The following is a 15,990-nucleotide window of genomic DNA, read 5'->3' as shown; positions in this document are numbered from 1 at the left end:
GGACCTGCCCTCGGAGAGCATTCACCCGAAGAGGCGGGGTTGCCGGCCTCGGGTCCGTCATTGTTTTCCGAACGTCAGCGATATTCGGTATGTCTGGATATCTGGCCTCCTACGCCGGATGGCCCAACGCCATGACCGCGATGACCCAGCTCAGGGAGTTGGTGGGCATGGCCGAACAGTCCGGCTGAGACCTCTGCTCACCGCCCGCACCCCACCCACAGCGCGGACTCGCCCCCCACGTACCGCGCCGCACCGTCCGGCGGCGGCACCGCCAAGGGAACCCGTACCCGTCCCTGACACACCACGCACCCGACAAGACCTGGGAAGCATCATGCGAGCAACCATCATTCACGGCCCCGGGGACATCCGGGTGGAGAACGCCCCCGAGCCGAAGATCGTGGCGCCCACGGACGCGGTCATCCGTACCGTCGCCACCTGCGTGTGCGGCTCCGACCTGTGGAGCTACCGGGGCATCAACCCGGTCAGGGAGCCGCAGCCGATCGGCCACGAGTACGTCGGCATCGTCGAGGAGGTCGGCCGCGACGTCACGACCGTCCGGCCCGGCCAGTTCGTCATCGGCTCCTTCATCGCCTCCGACAACAGCTGCCCGATCTGCCGGGCCGGCTACCACACCTCCTGTCAGCACCGTGACTTCCCCAACGGCTGCCAGGCCGAGTACGTCCGCGTCCCCCTCGCCGACGGCACCCTGGTCGCCACCCCGGAGCAGCCGGCCGAGGAGCTGATCCCGGATCTGCTGACCCTGTCCGACGTCATGGGCACCGGCTGGTACGCCGCCAGGGCGGCCGAGGTCAAGCCCGGGTCGACGGCCGTGGTCGTCGGTGACGGAGCCGTCGGCCTGTGCGGCGTCATCGCCGCGAAGGAACTGGGCGCCGAACGCGTCATCGCGATGAGCCGACACGAGTCCCGGCAGAAGCTGGCCCTGGAGTTCGGCGCGACCGACATCGTCACCGAGCGCGGCGAGGAAGGCGTCGCCCGCGTGAAGGAGCTGACGAGCGGTATCGGCGCCGACTCGGTGCTGGAGTGCGTGGGCACGCAGGAGTCGATGCAGCAGGCCCTGCTGTCCACCCGACCCGGCGGCAACGTCGGCTTCGTCGGCATGCCGCACGACGTGCGGATCGACGGCCAGCAGCTCTTCTTCTCCCACGTCGGGCTGCGTGGTGGCCCCGCCCCCGTGCGGGCCTACCTTCCCGACCTCATCGAGCGCGTCTTCAGCGGCCGTATCAACCCGGGCAAGGTCTTCGACCTCACCCTGCCCCTGGACGAGGTCGCCGAAGGTTACAAGGCCATGGACGAGCGGCGCGCCATCAAGGCACTGCTGCGTCCATGACCTGAAGCCCCCGCGGTGGTGGGCGCGCGCCGGCACCAACCAGCGGGGGACCGCGCCCGCTGGCCGGTACGCCTCCCGCTTTCGTCGGCGAACCGCTCACCACCACTCCCCCTGACCACGTCTTCCGGCCCTACACACGCAACAGCGACTCCGTTCGCATACTCTCCGGACCGGTGCCGATCTGGGTCGTCCGCGACGGTGAGGACCTGTACGTCCGTTCCTTCCGCGGTACGGACGGCGGCTGGTGGCGCGCGAGCCACGAGGGGCACATCCGCTCCGGCGGCGTCGACAAGGACGTCACCTTCGTCGAGGTGGCGGAGTCCGAGATCAACGACCGCGTCGACACCGCGTACCGCACCAGGTACGACCGCTTCGGCGGCGCGTACGTCAACCCCATGGTCGCCGCACGTTCGACAACACTGCGGCTGGTCCCCCGATGAACATGGCGATCGCGGTGGAAGCCGCTGCGCCCCCACCGACATCCGGTCCCGCACAGGAGTAAGCGCCATGCTCGGTCTCGAACTCGTCGTCGCCCTGGGTGTGGCGGTGCTGCTGGGCAACGTCCTCGGGCAGCGCTTCCGCGTCGCGCCACCCGTCGTGCTGCTCGTCGTGGGCGCGCTTCTCGGCCTCGTCCCGGCCGTCCGCCAGACCCAACTCCCGCCCGAAGTGGTGTTGTTGCTTTTCCTTCCTGTGCTGTTGTACTGGGAGAGCCTGACCACGTCCATGCGGGAGATCCGTACGAACCTGCGCGGCATCGTCCTGCTCAGCACGGTCCTGGTGATCCTCACCGCAGGGGCCGTGGCGGTGGCAGGGCACGCGCTCGGACTGGCTTGGGGACCGGCGTGGGCGCTGGGCGCGGCCGTGGCTCCCACCGATGCCACAGCGGTCGGCGCTCTGGCCGGCTCCCTGCCGCGCCGTCAGATCACCGTGCTACGTGCGGAAAGCCTCGTCAACGACGGCACCGCGCTGGTCATCTACGGTCTGGCGGTCGGTATCACCGTCGGCGAGGAGCACCTCACCCTGCCGCACGTCGGAGCGCTGTTCCTCCTGGCGTACGGCGGCGGGGCCGCGGTGGGTGTGGCGGTCGCCTGGATCAACATGAACCTGCGACGCCGCCTGGACGATCCCCTGCTCGGCAATCTCGTCATGATCCTGGCCCCGTTCACGGCATATCTGCTCGCCGAACTGATCCACGCCTCCGGTGTCCTCGCGGTCGTCGTGAGCGGGTTGATCATGGCTCAGGTGGCACCAAGTCTCATCCGTGCCGAGCACCGCCGCCAGGCACTGGCCTTCTGGCCCCTGGCCACGTTCATCATCAACGGCGCGCTCTTCGTCCTGGTCGGAGTGGAACTCCAGTACGCGCTCCGTCACTTGGGCCGATCCGACGTCAGAGATGCCCTGATCGCGATCGGAGTGGTCAGCGCGGTGCTGGTCGCGGTCCGGTTCGCGTTCCTGTTCTCCTCCGCCTACCTGATCCGCGTGATCGACCGGCGTCCCGAGCAGCGGTTGCGAAGAATGAGTCACCGGGCCCGTGTCGTGAGTGGGTTCGCGGGCTTCCGCGGCGCGGTGTCGCTCGCCGTGGCCCTCTCCGTACCGGAGGCCCTCGACTCGGGTGAGCCCTTCCCCGACCGCGCCTTCATCGTCTTCGTCACCTCCGGCGTCATCGTGGTGACCCTCGTGGTGCAGGGACTGCTGCTGCCGGGCGTGGTGCGCTGGGCCCGGCTGCCGCGCGACACCTCCGTCGACGACGAGCACGTCCTCGCCGAGACCATGGCAACCGAGGAGGCCATCACAGCGCTGCCGCAACTCGCTGCCGAACTGGGCACCACCCCGAAGGTCATGGAGTGGCTGCGCCAGGAGTACGAGGCCCACCTGGCAACCGTACGGGCCAGAGGCGCGGGCACCGACGACGATCCCGCCCTGCTGCACAACCGCCACTACACCGACCTCCGCCTCGCCCTGATCGCGCACAAGCGCGCAACCGTCGTCCGCCTTCGCGACGAGCGAGAGATCGACGACACCGTGCTGCGTCGGCTTCAAGCCGCCCTGGACAGCGAAGAGGTGCGGCTGGCCGGACGCGAGCAGGTGGAGTGAGCCGAGCCCCGGCACCCGGCCTCCGCACAAGACCCGACAGAAGGGATCCCCTTGCCATGTCCTCCGGCCTCATCGACGTCCACGCCCACCTCCTGCCCGACTTCTACGTCCAGCAGGCGACAGCGGCGGGCCACGCCCACCCCGACGGCATGGGCGGTTGGCCCACGTGGTCCGTGCGAACCCACCGGGACGAGATCATGGATCGGCATTCCCAGGAATCACTGCGGCAGAAACCCCAAGGTCTGACCACCATCCGATCAGCCTGCGGACGCCCCCGTCATGCCTGGCCGGTACCGGAAACCCATGCGGGCCGTCAGGAGCGGCTGCCCGCCTCGGGCACGTCGCGGAGGGCACTGTTGACGTCTACGCCTCGACGGACGGGACCGCCGAGCGTAGACGATCGCTTGCGGCCCGGCCGCTGACACAGTGCTGGCCCAAGGAGCCCGGACTACGGCAGTGCGCCAACGGTCCGCCGACGTCCATGCCTTGCGGGACGGGGAGTTGGGATCAGGCGCATCGCCGACCGAACTCGGTGAGAATCGCCAGCCCGGGCTCCGAGGGCTCTCCGTCGCTCATCAGCGCCTCACACCGATCTTCGGACCCGCTCATCGCGCCTCAGGTGCGTCCGTCAAGATCCAAAGCATGCTCGCCGGTCACGTTGAACGGGCCTGCCACACCTCGGCGGCCGGCCTCGTCCCAGGATGCCTACCCCGCCGGCCCGCAAGGGCCGCCGGTCGAGTCGATCCAGGTCGGACGTGTGCGCCTGGAGGGAAACTCCCAGCGCCGAGCCCGTCCGCGCAAACTGCCCAAGAAACGCCGCTCCCTGCCGCGCGGCCAGTCCGCGCCCCAGCCTGCCCTGACTTCCTACCCTGCCCTGACTTCGCATGAGGTTACGGATGTGTTCCGAACTCTTGACGGACGTCTTATGACTGCGTAGACATGGCAGCGCAGTCAGACGGAGCCCGACCGGCATCACCGGGCCCGTATGACTGCGCAGACATGGCATCGCAATCAGACGAATGCCGACCAAGAGCATCGGGCTCGGATCACGATCGTCGGGAGGCACCATGACGCGAGAGGCAAGACGGGGCGGGAGTTCCGGCGCACCGCGCAGCGTGGACGTGGCCCGGCTGGCGGGCGTCTCGCAGAAGACGGTGTCCCGGGTCTTCAACGACGAGCCGTACGTCTCCGCCGATGTGCGCCGACGCGTCCTCGACGCCGCCGAGGAACTCGGCTACCGGCTGAACAGCGCCGCCCGGGCGCTGGCCTCGGGACGTACACGGTCCATCGGCGTGGTAACGCTGGGGACCGCCCTGTACGGACCAGCCTCGCTGATCATGGGAGTCGAGCGCGCCGTACGCGACACGGGGTACACCCTCCGCGTGGTCAACACCATGGAAGGCGACCCGGCGGGAGTCGCCGGTGCCGTGGACTCGCTCCTCGATCAGGGCGTGGACGGCATCGTCATCTCTGAGCCGATCGACGACGGCTACGACGGAGACCTCTCAGCCCGACTCGACGTGCCCGTCCTCGTCCTCGGCGCGCCGCCGTTCCCCGCACCGAAGGCGCTGGCCGCCGGCGTCGGCGCCGACCTGATGGCGCACACGGCCACCGAACACCTGCTGGAGCTGGGGCACGACACCGTCCACCACCTCGCCGGTCCGCAACGGTGGTACGCCGCCCAGGACCGTCTGGAGGGCTGGCGGGCGGCGCTCACAGAGCACGACAGAACGGTGCCGCCCGTCGTCGAGGGCGACTGGTCGGCCTCGTCCGGCTACGCGGCGGGCCGTGAACTGGCCTCCGACGGCAACCTGACCGCGGTGTTCGCCGCCAACGACGACATGGCGATCGGCCTCATCCGCGCACTGACGGAGGCCGGCCTGCGCGTGCCGGAGGACGTCAGCGTCGTCGGTTTCGACGACATCCCCGTCGCCGCCTATGTGACTCCTCCTCTCACCACGGTTCGCCAACCCTTCGACGCCGTGGCACAGGAGGGACTCAAGCGCCTCGTGCACACCATCGAGAACCCGCAGGCAGATCCCTTGCCGGCGAGTGATCCACCGATCGACCTCGTGGTGCGCGCCTCGACCGCGCCCCCACCGACCCGGCAAGCACGTCCTGGTCGGCGTACCGCCTCTCGTTCGAGTCGGGGTCGGCGCAGTCCACCCCTGAACGGAGGTACGAACGCCCATAACTGACCAGGGCAGATCAGGCCGAGCACTGTCTTCACCGCTGGGCACGTGATGGCGGGGCGAACCGCCGTACCGGCCCCTGCTCACCTCGTGTCTTCACTGACGGCGCCCACGCAGTTCGCGTCCACCCCGTTACGCGGGCGATTCACCTGCTCCTTTTCACGCGGCCGCAACTAAGTGATCTCGCCGCGACGGTTCGCCGCTCCACCCCGTCCTTCCCCCGGCCCACGGCGGCCATGTCGACAGCAGGTGGAACGCCCGCCGGGTGAAGTCCGCGAGGACGTGCACCTGCGCCAAGTCGACCTTGATGTCCTGGCCGTCACGTTCGAGCCCCCTTTCCCCTCGTCACCCCCCTTGTTCCGCACGCCTTCGCCCGGCGTGCCACTCACTCAGCCATTGGCGGGAGTTCACCATGCGCAGATTCAACGCAACCCCCAGCCCTTCCCAAATGAGCCGCCGGCTCTTCCTCACCGCCGCGGGAGCGGTGTCGCTGGGAGCCACGCTCTCCGCCTGCGGCGGCAGCGGCGGCAGCGGCTCCGCCTCCTCCGACAAGGAGGTCAGCCAGGCCGACATCGACAAGGCGATGAAGACGCCGACCGAGCTGACGTTCTGGACGTGGGTCCCGGACATCGACCAGGAGGTCGCGCTCTTCGAGAAGAAGTACCCGGCCATCAAGGTCAAGGTCGTCAACGCGGGCCAGGGCGTGCAGCACTACACGAAGCTGCGCACGGCGATCAAGGCCGGCAAGGGCGCCCCGGACGTGGCGCAGATGGAGTACCAGGCCATTCCGACGTTCACCATCACGGACAGTCTTCTGGACCTGGGCCCGTACGGCGCGTCCAAGCTGAAGGACACGTTCGTCGAGTGGACGTGGGGCCAGGTCAGCGGCCCCAAGGGCGAAGTATGGGCGATCCCGCAGGACACCGGTCCGCTGGGCATGCTGTACCGGGCGGACATCTTCGACGAGCACGGCATCGAGCCGCCGAAGACCTGGGACGACTTCGCAGCCGCGGCGCGCAAGCTGCACAAGGCCGACCCCGACGTCTACATGACCAACCTGGCCGCGAACGAGGCCGCCGCGTGGCACGGTCTGCTGTGGCAGGCGGGGGCCAAGCCCTACGCGACCTCCGGCAAGGGCAACGTCTCCATCAGCGTCAACGACGCCATCTCCGAGAAACTCGCGGCCTACTGGGGCGGCCTCGCGCAGGAAGGGGTCATCGGAGTCGAGCCGGGCTGGACCGACGCGTGGTACTCCGCGCTCAACAAGGGCAAGTACGCCACGTGGATCACCGCGGCCTGGGGGCCGGCCTTCCTCTCCGGTGCGGCCAAGGCCACCTCAGGCAAGTGGCGGGCCGCCCCGTTGCCGCAGTGGGACGCCTCCAAGCCGAGCTCGGGCAACTGGGGCGGCTCGACCAGCGCGGTCACGAAGGTGACCAAGAACCCGATCGCGGCGGCGGTGTTCGCCCAGTTCCTCAACAGCGACCCGGAAAGCACGAAGCTGTTCAACACCAAGCAGTCCTTCTTCCCGGCGACGAAGCAACTGCTCGCGGACCCCGAGTTCACCGATGACGCGTCCGCCTTCTTCGGCGGCCAGAAGGTCAACCGTCTGTTCGCCGAGATCGGCGAGACGGTCAGCCCCGACTTCCAGTGGCCGCCGTTCCTCGACCAGGCCGTCACCGACTGGACCGAGACCGTCGGCAGGTCCCTCGCCAAGAAGAAGGACTCCGTCGCCGCGCTCGACTCGTGGCAGACACGGCTCACCACCTACGCCAAGAACCAGGGCTTCACCGTCCAGGCTCCGTGAGGTCCGGCGGGTGCCGTGCTCCGCCGCTCCCCCGGCGGGGCACGGCACCCGCCGCCGGCCAGTCCCTCTCTCCCAGAAAGGCCCGATGATGACTGCCACGACCGCGGCGTCCACCGAGGACCCGCGCCGAGTGGGGCCGAAGCGTCACCGGCTCGGTGGCCTGCGTCATGGTGCGGCAGGTCCGCTGTTCGTCGCACCCTTCATGGTGCTGTTCCTGCTGATGTTCCTCACTCCGCTCGGCTACGCCGCCTACCTCAGCCTGTTCCAGGAGAGGCTCATCGGCGGGACCGCGTTCGTCGGGCTGGACAACTACGTGACGGCGCTGAAGGACCCGCTTCTCAGGGAAGGGGTCCTGCGGGTCGCGACGTTCTTCGTGATCCAGGTACCGCTGATGCTGCTGCTGGCACTGGTCTTCGCGCTAGCGCTCGACAGCGGTCTGCTGCGGCTCGCACGGGTGATCCGCCTGGGCATCTTCGTCCCCTACGCCGTCCCTAGCGTCGTCGCGACCCTCATGTGGGGCTACCTCTACGGGCCGGACTTCGGGCCGTTCGCCCAGCTGAGTGACAAGCTCGGCCTGCCCCTCCCCCACTTCCTCAGCGACGGCTGGATGTTGAGCAGCCTGGCGAACATCGTGACCTGGGAATTCGTCGGCTACAACATGATCATCCTGTACGCGGCCCTGCGCACCATCCCCCAGGAGCTGTACGAGGCCGCCGCGATGGACGGCGCCGGCGCCTGGCGGACCGCGTGGTCCGTCAAACTCCCCGCCCTGCGGCCGGCGCTCCTGCTCACCCTGCTGTTCTCCGTGATCGGCAGCTTCCAGCTGTTCAACGAGCCGAAGCTGCTCCAAGCGGTCGCACCCGACGTCATCGACAGTTCCTACACGGCGAATCTCTACGCGTACTCCCTCGCCTTCACCGGCCAGCAGGTCAACTACGCGGCCGCGGTGTCCTTCCTCCTCGGCCTGGTCATCGTGATCTTCTCCTACGCCGTCCTGTTCACCGCGAACCGCAGGAGGACCTCATGACGACCACGACTCCCCCGGCCACGTCCCGGCGGACGGTGGGCGCCACCGCGACCGGCGCACCGCGCACCGCACACCGGCGCCGCCGGCGGCCGGCCGGGCGCCGCAGCACGCCGCTGACCATCGTCATGGTGGCCGTCCTGGCCTACTTCCTGCTGCCGCTGTTCTGGCTCGCCGTCGCATCGACCAAGAGCACCCAGGACCTGTTCACCAGCTTCGGTCTGTGGTTCTCCCGCTCACCGCAGCTGCTCGAGAACATCCGGGAAACCCTGACACACGACGACGGGGTCTTCCTGCACTGGCTGCTCAACACGGTCCTGTACTCCGTCGGCAGTGCGCTCGGGGCCGCGCTCCTCGCCGCCGCCGCCGGCTACGGGTTCGCCAAGTACCGGTTCCGGGGCAACAACGCCGCCTTCGCCGTGGTGCTCGGCGCCATCATGGTCCCGACCACCGCCCTGGCCATCCCGACCTATCTGCTCTTCGCGAAGGTGGACCTGGTCAACACCCCCTGGGCCATCGTCCTGCCCTCGCTCGTCAGCCCGTTCGGCCTCTACCTCATGCGCATCTACGCCCAGGACGCCGTACCGGACAGCATCCTGGAGGCCGCGCGCATCGACGGAGCGGGTGAGCTGCGGATCTTCGTCACGATCGCTCTGCGGCTGCTGGCCCCCGGCCTGGTGACCGTCGTGCTCTTCACGCTCGTCGCGACCTGGAACAACTACTTCCTCCCGCTGATCATGCTCAATGACCCGCGCCTGTACCCCGTCACGGTCGGGCTCTCCTCCTGGGCGTCCCAGGCCGTCGGCGGCGGGGCCGGCGCGAACAGCAACATGCTCGCCCTCGTCGTGACCGGCTCTCTCATCTCCATCATCCCGCTCGTCATCGCCTTCCTGCTCCTGCAGCGGTACTGGCAGAGCGGTCTGGCCACCGGTGGCGTCAAGCAGTGATGCCCTGCTCCACCACCACCTGCCCACAGGCCACCCCCATCGACTCCTCGGAGGTTCCCTCATGGCGGTTCTCCCCGCCCGCGTCCTCTTCGGCGCCGCGTACTACCACGAGTACACGCCCGCCTACGATCCCGAGCTGCGGCCCGACGAACAGCTGAAGACCGACCTCGACCTGATGGTCGAAGCGAACTTCAACGTGATCCGGGTCGGCGAGTCGGTCTGGTCGACCTGGGAGCCGGAGAACGGAAAGTTCGACCTCGACTGGCTCCAGCCCGTCCTGGACGGCGCCCACGAACGCGGCATCTCCGTCATCATCGGCACTCCTACATATGCCGTGCCTCAGTGGCTGGCCCGTCAGTACCCGGAGATCACGGGCGAGCGGCGCACCGGCGAGCGCATCAGCTGGGGCGCCCGCCAGGAGGTCGACTTCACCCACCCCGCCTTCCGCTTCCACGCCGAGCGCATCATCCGCAAGATGGCCGCCCGCTACGCCGACCACCCGGCGGTCATCGGCTGGCAGGTGGACAACGAGCCGGGGCTGCACCTCTTCCACAACCGCGGTGTCTTCCAGCGCTTCGTCGACCACCTGCGCGACAAGTACGGCGACGTCGAGACCCTCAACCGCGAATGGGGCCTGGTCTACTGGTCGCACCGCCTCTCCACCTGGGCCGACCTGTGGACGCCGGACGGGAACGAGCAGCCCCAGTACGACGTCGCCTGGCGGGAGTTCCAGTCCCGCCAGGTCACCGAGTTCATCGGCTGGCAGGCCGACCTCGTCCGCGAGTACGCCCACTCCGAACAGTTCGTCACCACCTGCATCTCCTACACCCGCCAGGGGGTGGAGGACGACGAGATGTCCGACCGCCTCGACATCGCCTCCGGCAACCCCTACTACGACATGCAGGACGGCCTGCTGCTGCCCGACCCGACCCCCGACGAGCACGAGCAGAAGTGGAAGACCACCGGGGTGTGGTCGATGTACCAGACCGCCGACTGGATGTTCTCCTCCCGCCAGGAGCCGTTCCTTGCCACCGAGACCAACGCGAGCTCCATCGGCTTCCCCTGGGACAACCGCCCCGGATACGACGGCCAGTGGCGGCAGACCGCGTGGGCGCACGTCGCACGCGGCGCCCGGATGATCGAGTACTGGCAGTGGCAGACGCTGCGCTTCGGCGCGGAGACCTACTGGGGCGGCGTCCTCCCGCACAGCGGCCAACCCGGCCGCACCTACGCCGAAGTGGCGCGTCTGGGAGCCGAGTTCGACAAGGCGGGCCCGCTCGTCGCCGGCATCGAGCCGGACGCCGACATCACGATGGTCTACTCCATGCCCAGCAAGTGGCTCATGCAGAAGTACCCACCGCTCGCGACGCCCGATGGCGAACCGGACCCCGCCGCCTACCACCGCATCTTCGACCCCTTCTACCGCGGCGCCTTCGACGCCGGCCGCCAGGTGCGCATCGTCCATGCCCGGCAGTTGCACGACCCGAGCGGTAAGCGGGAGGGCATGACACCCGAGGAGGCCGTGCGACGCCATCCGGTCCTCGTCGCCCCGGCCCTGTACATCGTCGACGACGCCACGGTCGACTGGCTCGCGGCCTACGCGGAAGCGGGCGGCCACCTCGTGCTCGGCCCGCGCACCGCGTACGCCGACCATGAGGCCCGCGCCCGACACGAACCGGCCCCCGGGCGTCTCGCCGAGGCCGCGGGTGTCCACTACGACGAGTTCAGCAACCTCCATCACGACGTCCCGGTCCGTGCCGTGCCCGGCGGCCCGCTGGAGGTGCCCACGGACGCGACCGCGACGCACTGGGCCGAGGGTTTCACGGTCGTTGACGCCGACGTGCTGGCGTCGTACGTTCACCCGCACTTCGGGCGCTGGCCGGCCGTCACCACCCGCCGCCACGGCGCCGGTCGCGTCACATGCGTCGGCACCGTGCCCGGCCGCGACCTCGCCCGGACACTGGCCACCTGGATGGCTCCGGCCACGCGCAGCGGATGGCAGGGGCTCCCCGCATCCGTCACCGCGACGACCGGCACTTCCCCCGACGGACGCCGTGTCCACATCGTGCACAACTGGAGCTGGGAACCCGCACGCGCCCAGACCCCGGTGGACCTGTCCGACGCTCTGACCGACGCTCCGGTACCGGCCGGCACCAGCCTGGACCTGGGCCCATGGGACGTACGCGTACTCGTCTCCGCCGACACCGGCACGGCCCCGGCACCGGCCCCCGAAGCGGGCACGCCCTCCTGACAGGGCCGGAACAGTGCTTCGCATCGGCTGAGCATCCGGCCCCCGCCATCCGCACTCCGATCCCCGCCCGTCCGGCTACGTGAGCAGCTTGCCGCGCGGACCCACACAGCAGGCCACCACGCCGGTGGCCGAAGAACCCGGGCATCACCGTGGTCATCCCCAGAAGGAGGAGACATGCAGAGAAGAAGGCTAGGAAAGGCGCTGGGAACCTTCGCCGCAGCGTCCGCGTTGCTGGCCATACCCGCGTCCGGTGCGCAGGCGTACAACCCGACGGGCGGGACTCTGTACCAGCTCGGCAGCGAACCGTGTCTGAAGGGGCGGGGCAACTGCGCGATCTACCCGAAGTCGGCGCAGTTGCCGAGCGGACGTCTGGTCGCGGCCTTCGAGAAGTCGACGGTCGTGACGGAGACGGGCAGCGCCGACAAGCAGACGCTCCCGGTCTACAAGAGCGACGACCACGGAACGACGTGGCAGCCGCTGTCAGAGGTCAAGGCGCCCGCGTACATCTCCAGCGACTCCAAGTACGCGAAGTACACGAGCAACTGGACCAACCCGTATCTCTACACGCTTCCGCAGGACGTCGGGGACCTGAAGCAGGGCACGCTGCTCCTCGCGACCGTGGTGTCGGGCGACGACTACTACTACAAGGAGCACAAGGCGGCCGACCCGAACTGGACCCCGTCCAACGACGGCGACCGCAAGGACCTTGCGATCGCCCTGTACTCCAGCACCGACGAAGGTGCGACGTGGAAGATCCAGAACGTCGTCGCGACAGGCGGCTGGCAGGGCGGCAGCGCGGGCGCGACCGGGCAGAACATCGCCGACGCCAACACGAACAAGCAGGTCGATCCCCTCTGGGAGCCGTACCTGATGGTCCACAAGGGCAAGCTCGTCTGCTACTACTCCGACGAGAACGACTACCTCGGCTTCAACGCGACCACCGGCGTCCCGACACTGGACCCGGCGAACGACACCGCCAAGGATTCCCTCGGGCAGATCCTCGTCCACAAGACCTGGGACGGCCGCAGCGCGAACTGGAGCGATCCCGTCGTGGACCTCGCGGGCCTGACCCAGGACATGGGCGGCGGCAAGAAGGAGATCGGCGGCGGTCGGCCCGGCATGACGAACGTGGTCCGGACGACGGACGGCAAGTGGATGCTCCCCTTCGAGTACTGGGGCGGTGGGGCAAACACCAGGTACGTGATCGCCGACAGCCCACTGGAGTTCTACAAGGGCTCCGCCACCGGCACGGACGTAGCGTCGTTGCCGGTCGACTCCGGTTCCCGTCCGCTCGCCAGAAACGGCAGTCCGGTGATCATCAGGCTTCCGGGAGGGCGCCTGGTCTACAACGCCGCCGGCAGCGGCAACGTCTGGGTCAACGAGAGCGGCCGCAGCGACGGTACGTGGAAGGAGTACCAGACGACATCTCAGGGCGGCTACAGCCGCAACCTGCAGTACGTCGAGGGCACCGGCCGCCTCGTGATTCTCAACAACCAAGGCACCTCGACGCTCAAGTTCGCCGAGGTCGATCTCGGCCACTCGGACGGCGCCTACTACCAGTTGGTGAACCGGAAGACCGACCAGGTGATCGGCACAGGGAACAACACCAACGACGCGAACCTCGGCAACGGCGATGTTCCCGACGTCGTTCTGGAGGCGCCGGGATCGGCGTCGAACCCGGACACCCAGTTCTGGCACGTCGTCACCGAGCCCAACGGCGGCAAAACGCTGCTGAACAAGGCGGGCGGACGCGCGGCGGCCATCTGGACGGGCAGCGCGACGGCCGGCCAGAAGATCGGGCAGTGGGTCGACAACAGCGCCACCGGCAGCTGGAACCTCATCAAGACCGACGACGGGTTCTACAGACTCCAGTCCGTCAAGAACACAAGTCTGTACTTGACCGGAGCGTCCGCCGGAGCGCAGCTGACTTTGCAGAACGCGGTCACGGACGGCTCGCAGGACTGGGAGCTCGTCGAGTAGGCGGCCCCTTCACCACAAAGGCCTGACAGGACCAGCAGCGGGGCCCGGCGATCAAGCCGGGCCCCCGACCGGCCCCCTGTCACACTCCCGGACGGCACCCGCCTGACGCCCGACTGGGCAAAAACCCTCGTCGCATCAGTGTGACCGGGCTCGCTAGTTGGCACCAGGCCACGTTCACGACCTGCACTGATGCCAAGTTTCTTCAGCGGCCGGAGCCGCAGAATCAGCGAAATAGTTGGCGCTTTGGTACAGCGCAGGTCATGAGGCGTGTGTCGCCATGACGGGGCCAGAAATCTTCGGCGGAGACAGCCTTGAAGGGAACAACACCTCCCGCTCCCGCTGGAGCGACAGCCGCTCTGTGTGGGCCGCTGAGAACGAATTAGGTTCGCGGGGTCGGGGGTCATGGCGGTTGGGCTGCCGATGAGTGATGCGGTGTACTACTTCTACTTATTGGGTGGAGCCTGTCAGCCCCTGAACTGCGTCGATCACGCTGTCCACCACCTCGGTCACCGGCTTGGATGCATCGATGATCGTCGCGCCATGGCTTTCGTAGATCGCTCGCATCCGAGGGTTCCACTGCAGGGCCGCTGCGAGCTCTTCGGGGTGTTGCCCGAATGTGTTCGTAGTGCGGGTCGCGAGTCGGTGGCGGAGGGTGTCCTCGTCGATCACCAGGCACACGATGAGGTGGAAAAGATCGCGGACGTCTGCCTCGTTCTCCGCCGACCCGCACAAGAACGCGATTCGGAAACGAGACTCCTCGACGAGGGTCTCAACGCGCTCACGGACGATCGCCCACCCGTATCGGTCGAGCCAGCCCCCAGGAACCGGATCCGGGGGATCCACCACAATTTCGCCCTCAGCCCGGTCGATCCAGCGACTGAAGCCGTCCTCGTCGGCGTCGAGCGCGACGTAGCCACGCGCTCGCAACACCCCGCAGACCGTGGACTTACCACTCCCTGAATTACCCGTCACCCACACCAATGTCACGCCGCCAGCGTAGACATGACCACCCCGGGATAGTGCTGTGACCGCGCAGGTTCGCCGGGTTGCGGTCAGGCTGCGGCTTTGAGAGAGCGTCCGCCCCAGCGGATGCCTTTCTCGCTTCGGATGCGGGCGCGTTCCTTGCGTTCAGCGGCCAGGACGTCGCGGTGACGGGCGTTGGCGTTGCGTCAGCGGAGGTAGGCGTGTAGGGCCCCGTCTGCACGGTGTGGTTGGCGTGGTGGGAGTTGGCGATGGTGAACTGCCGCAGCGGCCCGAAGCGCGCCTCGATTACCCAACAGCGAGCCCAAGCTCCGCGCGATGCTGGAGAAGCTGACCGCGAAGTGCGGCCAGGTCCTGGTCGTGGTGGACCAGCCCGCCTCGATCGGTGCCCTGCCCCTGGCGGTGGCCCGGGATGCGGGCTGCGAGGTCGCCTACCTGCCAGGGCTGACGATGCGCCGAATCGCCGACCTCTACCGGGCGAGGGCAAGACCGACGCCCGCGACGCGGTGATCATCGCGGATGCCGCCCTGACCATGCCCCACACCCTGCGCAGCCTCGAACTCGCCGATGAAACATCGGTTCCGGTCCCGCCCATGCGGGATTCCTTGTCGAGTTCGGCGAGGCCATACGTCGATTGAGGCGTCGTGTGCGGCACCGCACGCGTCGTGATGTCAGTCATCGCGGCAAGTACTCCTGAGTACGTCGGAGTGGTGTTCTCCGAGTCCTACGAGGTGCAGTCACCGCCCCTGCACCCCCACCGCGGACACACAGAGATCCGCGGGCACGGTCGGCCTCGGACCCGTCCGTGGGCCCGGCGCCGTGGGCTGGCATACGCCCCGTCGACAGGGGCCATGCGCGATGAGGCCAGCCTGGCGGCACCGTGTCTCGTCCGGGAACCAGTTCTGTTACTGCGACAGCACGTCCACGCGGACGCCACGGCAAGCGGGCACGGTGCCCGTCACCAACCGGAAAGCACGCGTAGTCCCGGTCGAAACGCTGCAGCACGAGGCCGCCCTGGCCCCGGCACCACATCGGCGGCGCAGGCGTCGAGCGGGCAGATCGGGCACCTGGGGCTGCGCGTCGTCATGCGTGGGTCGAGGTGCGATTTCAGTGCCGGGCTCCTACTGCGGGCCTCCGGTGGACAAGCAGTGGAACACCAGCCGCGGACGGTCCCGCCGCTGGTGCTCGATGAGCACCAGCGGCAACCGCGCCAAGAAGGAGGCCATCCGCAGCCGGTCAGGTCAATGAAACGTCATCCGCGAGGTGCCAGTTCCAGTTGCAACGTTCGCAGGTCACCTGGAACCCGAGGCGGAGCCTGCTGTGCAGGGACGAGTTGTGGGTCTCGACACCGGTTCCGCACCGCTCTCGG

11 protein-coding genes and 2 pseudogenes are annotated in these 15,990 nt (G+C 68.4%); 11 read left to right on the top strand and 2 right to left on the bottom strand.

Annotated elements, in window-relative coordinates; translation table 11 throughout:
• Positions 1 to 331 precede the first annotated feature (331 nt).
• From JIX55_RS46045 to JIX55_RS46000, 9 genes are all read left to right on the top strand, one after another.
• Entirely contained in the window at positions 332 to 1,348 is a 1,017-nt protein-coding gene (locus JIX55_RS46045) for a zinc-dependent alcohol dehydrogenase family protein (protein WP_257561954.1), read from the top strand.
• A 173-nt stretch (positions 1,349 to 1,521) separates the two neighbouring features.
• On the top strand, positions 1,522 to 1,788 hold the full coding sequence (locus JIX55_RS46040) for a DUF2255 family protein (RefSeq protein ID WP_257561955.1): 267 nt from the start codon (positions 1,522 to 1,524) through the stop codon (positions 1,786 to 1,788).
• Positions 1,789 to 1,855: 67 nt separating this feature from the next.
• A complete protein-coding gene (locus JIX55_RS46035; protein ID WP_257569152.1) occupies positions 1,856 to 3,442 on the top strand; it encodes a Na+/H+ antiporter in 1,587 nt (528 codons plus the stop codon).
• Positions 3,443 to 4,509: 1,067 nt separating this feature from the next.
• Positions 4,510 to 5,640, top strand: a complete 1,131-nt coding sequence (locus JIX55_RS46025) for a LacI family DNA-binding transcriptional regulator (RefSeq protein WP_443046371.1) — start codon at positions 4,510 to 4,512, stop codon at positions 5,638 to 5,640.
• Between the two features lie 442 nt (positions 5,641 to 6,082).
• Positions 6,083 to 7,438, top strand: coding sequence for an ABC transporter substrate-binding protein (locus JIX55_RS46020; protein WP_443046372.1), 1,356 nt, complete (start codon positions 6,083 to 6,085; stop codon positions 7,436 to 7,438).
• Positions 7,439 to 7,526: 88 nt separating this feature from the next.
• A complete protein-coding gene (locus tag JIX55_RS46015) occupies positions 7,527 to 8,465 on the top strand; it encodes a carbohydrate ABC transporter permease (RefSeq protein WP_443046695.1) in 939 nt (312 codons plus the stop codon).
• A complete protein-coding gene (locus JIX55_RS46010; protein ID WP_257561958.1) occupies positions 8,462 to 9,409 on the top strand; it encodes a carbohydrate ABC transporter permease in 948 nt (315 codons plus the stop codon). The genes JIX55_RS46015 and JIX55_RS46010 overlap by 4 nt, the downstream gene beginning before the upstream one ends.
• A gap of 61 nt (positions 9,410 to 9,470) precedes the next feature.
• A complete protein-coding gene (locus tag JIX55_RS46005) occupies positions 9,471 to 11,660 on the top strand; it encodes a beta-galactosidase (RefSeq protein WP_257561959.1) in 2,190 nt (729 codons plus the stop codon).
• Between the two features lie 174 nt (positions 11,661 to 11,834).
• Positions 11,835 to 13,640, top strand: a complete 1,806-nt coding sequence (locus tag JIX55_RS46000) for an RICIN domain-containing protein (RefSeq protein ID WP_257561960.1) — start codon at positions 11,835 to 11,837, stop codon at positions 13,638 to 13,640.
• 447 nt (positions 13,641 to 14,087) lie between these two features.
• On the opposite strand, the gene JIX55_RS45995 is transcribed toward JIX55_RS46000, so the two are convergent.
• Positions 14,088 to 14,627 (bottom strand): AAA family ATPase, encoded by a 540-nt coding sequence (locus JIX55_RS45995; protein ID WP_257561961.1) that lies wholly within the window; start codon positions 14,625 to 14,627, stop codon positions 14,088 to 14,090.
• 65 nt (positions 14,628 to 14,692) lie between these two features.
• Positions 14,693 to 14,913, bottom strand: a pseudogene (locus tag JIX55_RS45990) (IS630 family transposase); the annotation flags it as partial.
• Between JIX55_RS45990 and JIX55_RS45985 the strand changes: the two are divergent.
• Positions 14,910 to 15,193, top strand: a pseudogene (locus JIX55_RS45985) (IS110 family transposase); the annotation flags it as partial. The pseudogenes JIX55_RS45990 and JIX55_RS45985 overlap by 4 nt on opposite strands.
• A gap of 286 nt (positions 15,194 to 15,479) precedes the next feature.
• On the top strand, positions 15,480 to 15,869 hold the full coding sequence (locus tag JIX55_RS45980) for a CGNR zinc finger domain-containing protein (RefSeq protein ID WP_257561962.1): 390 nt from the start codon (positions 15,480 to 15,482) through the stop codon (positions 15,867 to 15,869).
• Positions 15,870 to 15,990 lie beyond the last annotated feature (121 nt).

This window comes from Streptomyces sp. DSM 40750 (assembly GCF_024612035.1).
Classification (GTDB): Bacteria; Actinomycetota; Actinomycetes; order Streptomycetales; family Streptomycetaceae; genus Streptomyces.
Note: the sequence above shows the minus strand (reverse complement) of the source record. Positions and strands in the feature narration are given on the sequence as shown.

Excerpts from the sequence above, each read along its gene's own strand:
- JIX55_RS46045 (WP_257561954.1), top strand. The coding sequence starts at position 332 with ATGCGAGCAACCATCATTCACGGCCCCGGGGACATCCGGGTGGAGAAC.
- JIX55_RS46035 (WP_257569152.1), top strand. The coding sequence starts at position 1,856 with ATGCTCGGTCTCGAACTCGTCGTCGCCCTGGGTGTGGCGGTGCTGCTG.
- JIX55_RS46025 (WP_443046371.1), top strand. The coding sequence starts at position 4,510 with ATGACGCGAGAGGCAAGACGGGGCGGGAGTTCCGGCGCACCGCGCAGC.
- JIX55_RS46020 (WP_443046372.1), top strand. The coding sequence starts at position 6,083 with ATGAGCCGCCGGCTCTTCCTCACCGCCGCGGGAGCGGTGTCGCTGGGA.
- JIX55_RS46015 (WP_443046695.1), top strand. The coding sequence starts at position 7,527 with ATGACTGCCACGACCGCGGCGTCCACCGAGGACCCGCGCCGAGTGGGG.
- JIX55_RS46010 (WP_257561958.1), top strand. The coding sequence starts at position 8,462 with ATGACGACCACGACTCCCCCGGCCACGTCCCGGCGGACGGTGGGCGCC.
- JIX55_RS46005 (WP_257561959.1), top strand. The coding sequence starts at position 9,471 with ATGGCGGTTCTCCCCGCCCGCGTCCTCTTCGGCGCCGCGTACTACCAC.
- JIX55_RS46000 (WP_257561960.1), top strand. The coding sequence starts at position 11,835 with ATGCAGAGAAGAAGGCTAGGAAAGGCGCTGGGAACCTTCGCCGCAGCG.
- JIX55_RS45980 (WP_257561962.1), top strand. The coding sequence starts at position 15,480 with ATGAGGCCAGCCTGGCGGCACCGTGTCTCGTCCGGGAACCAGTTCTGT.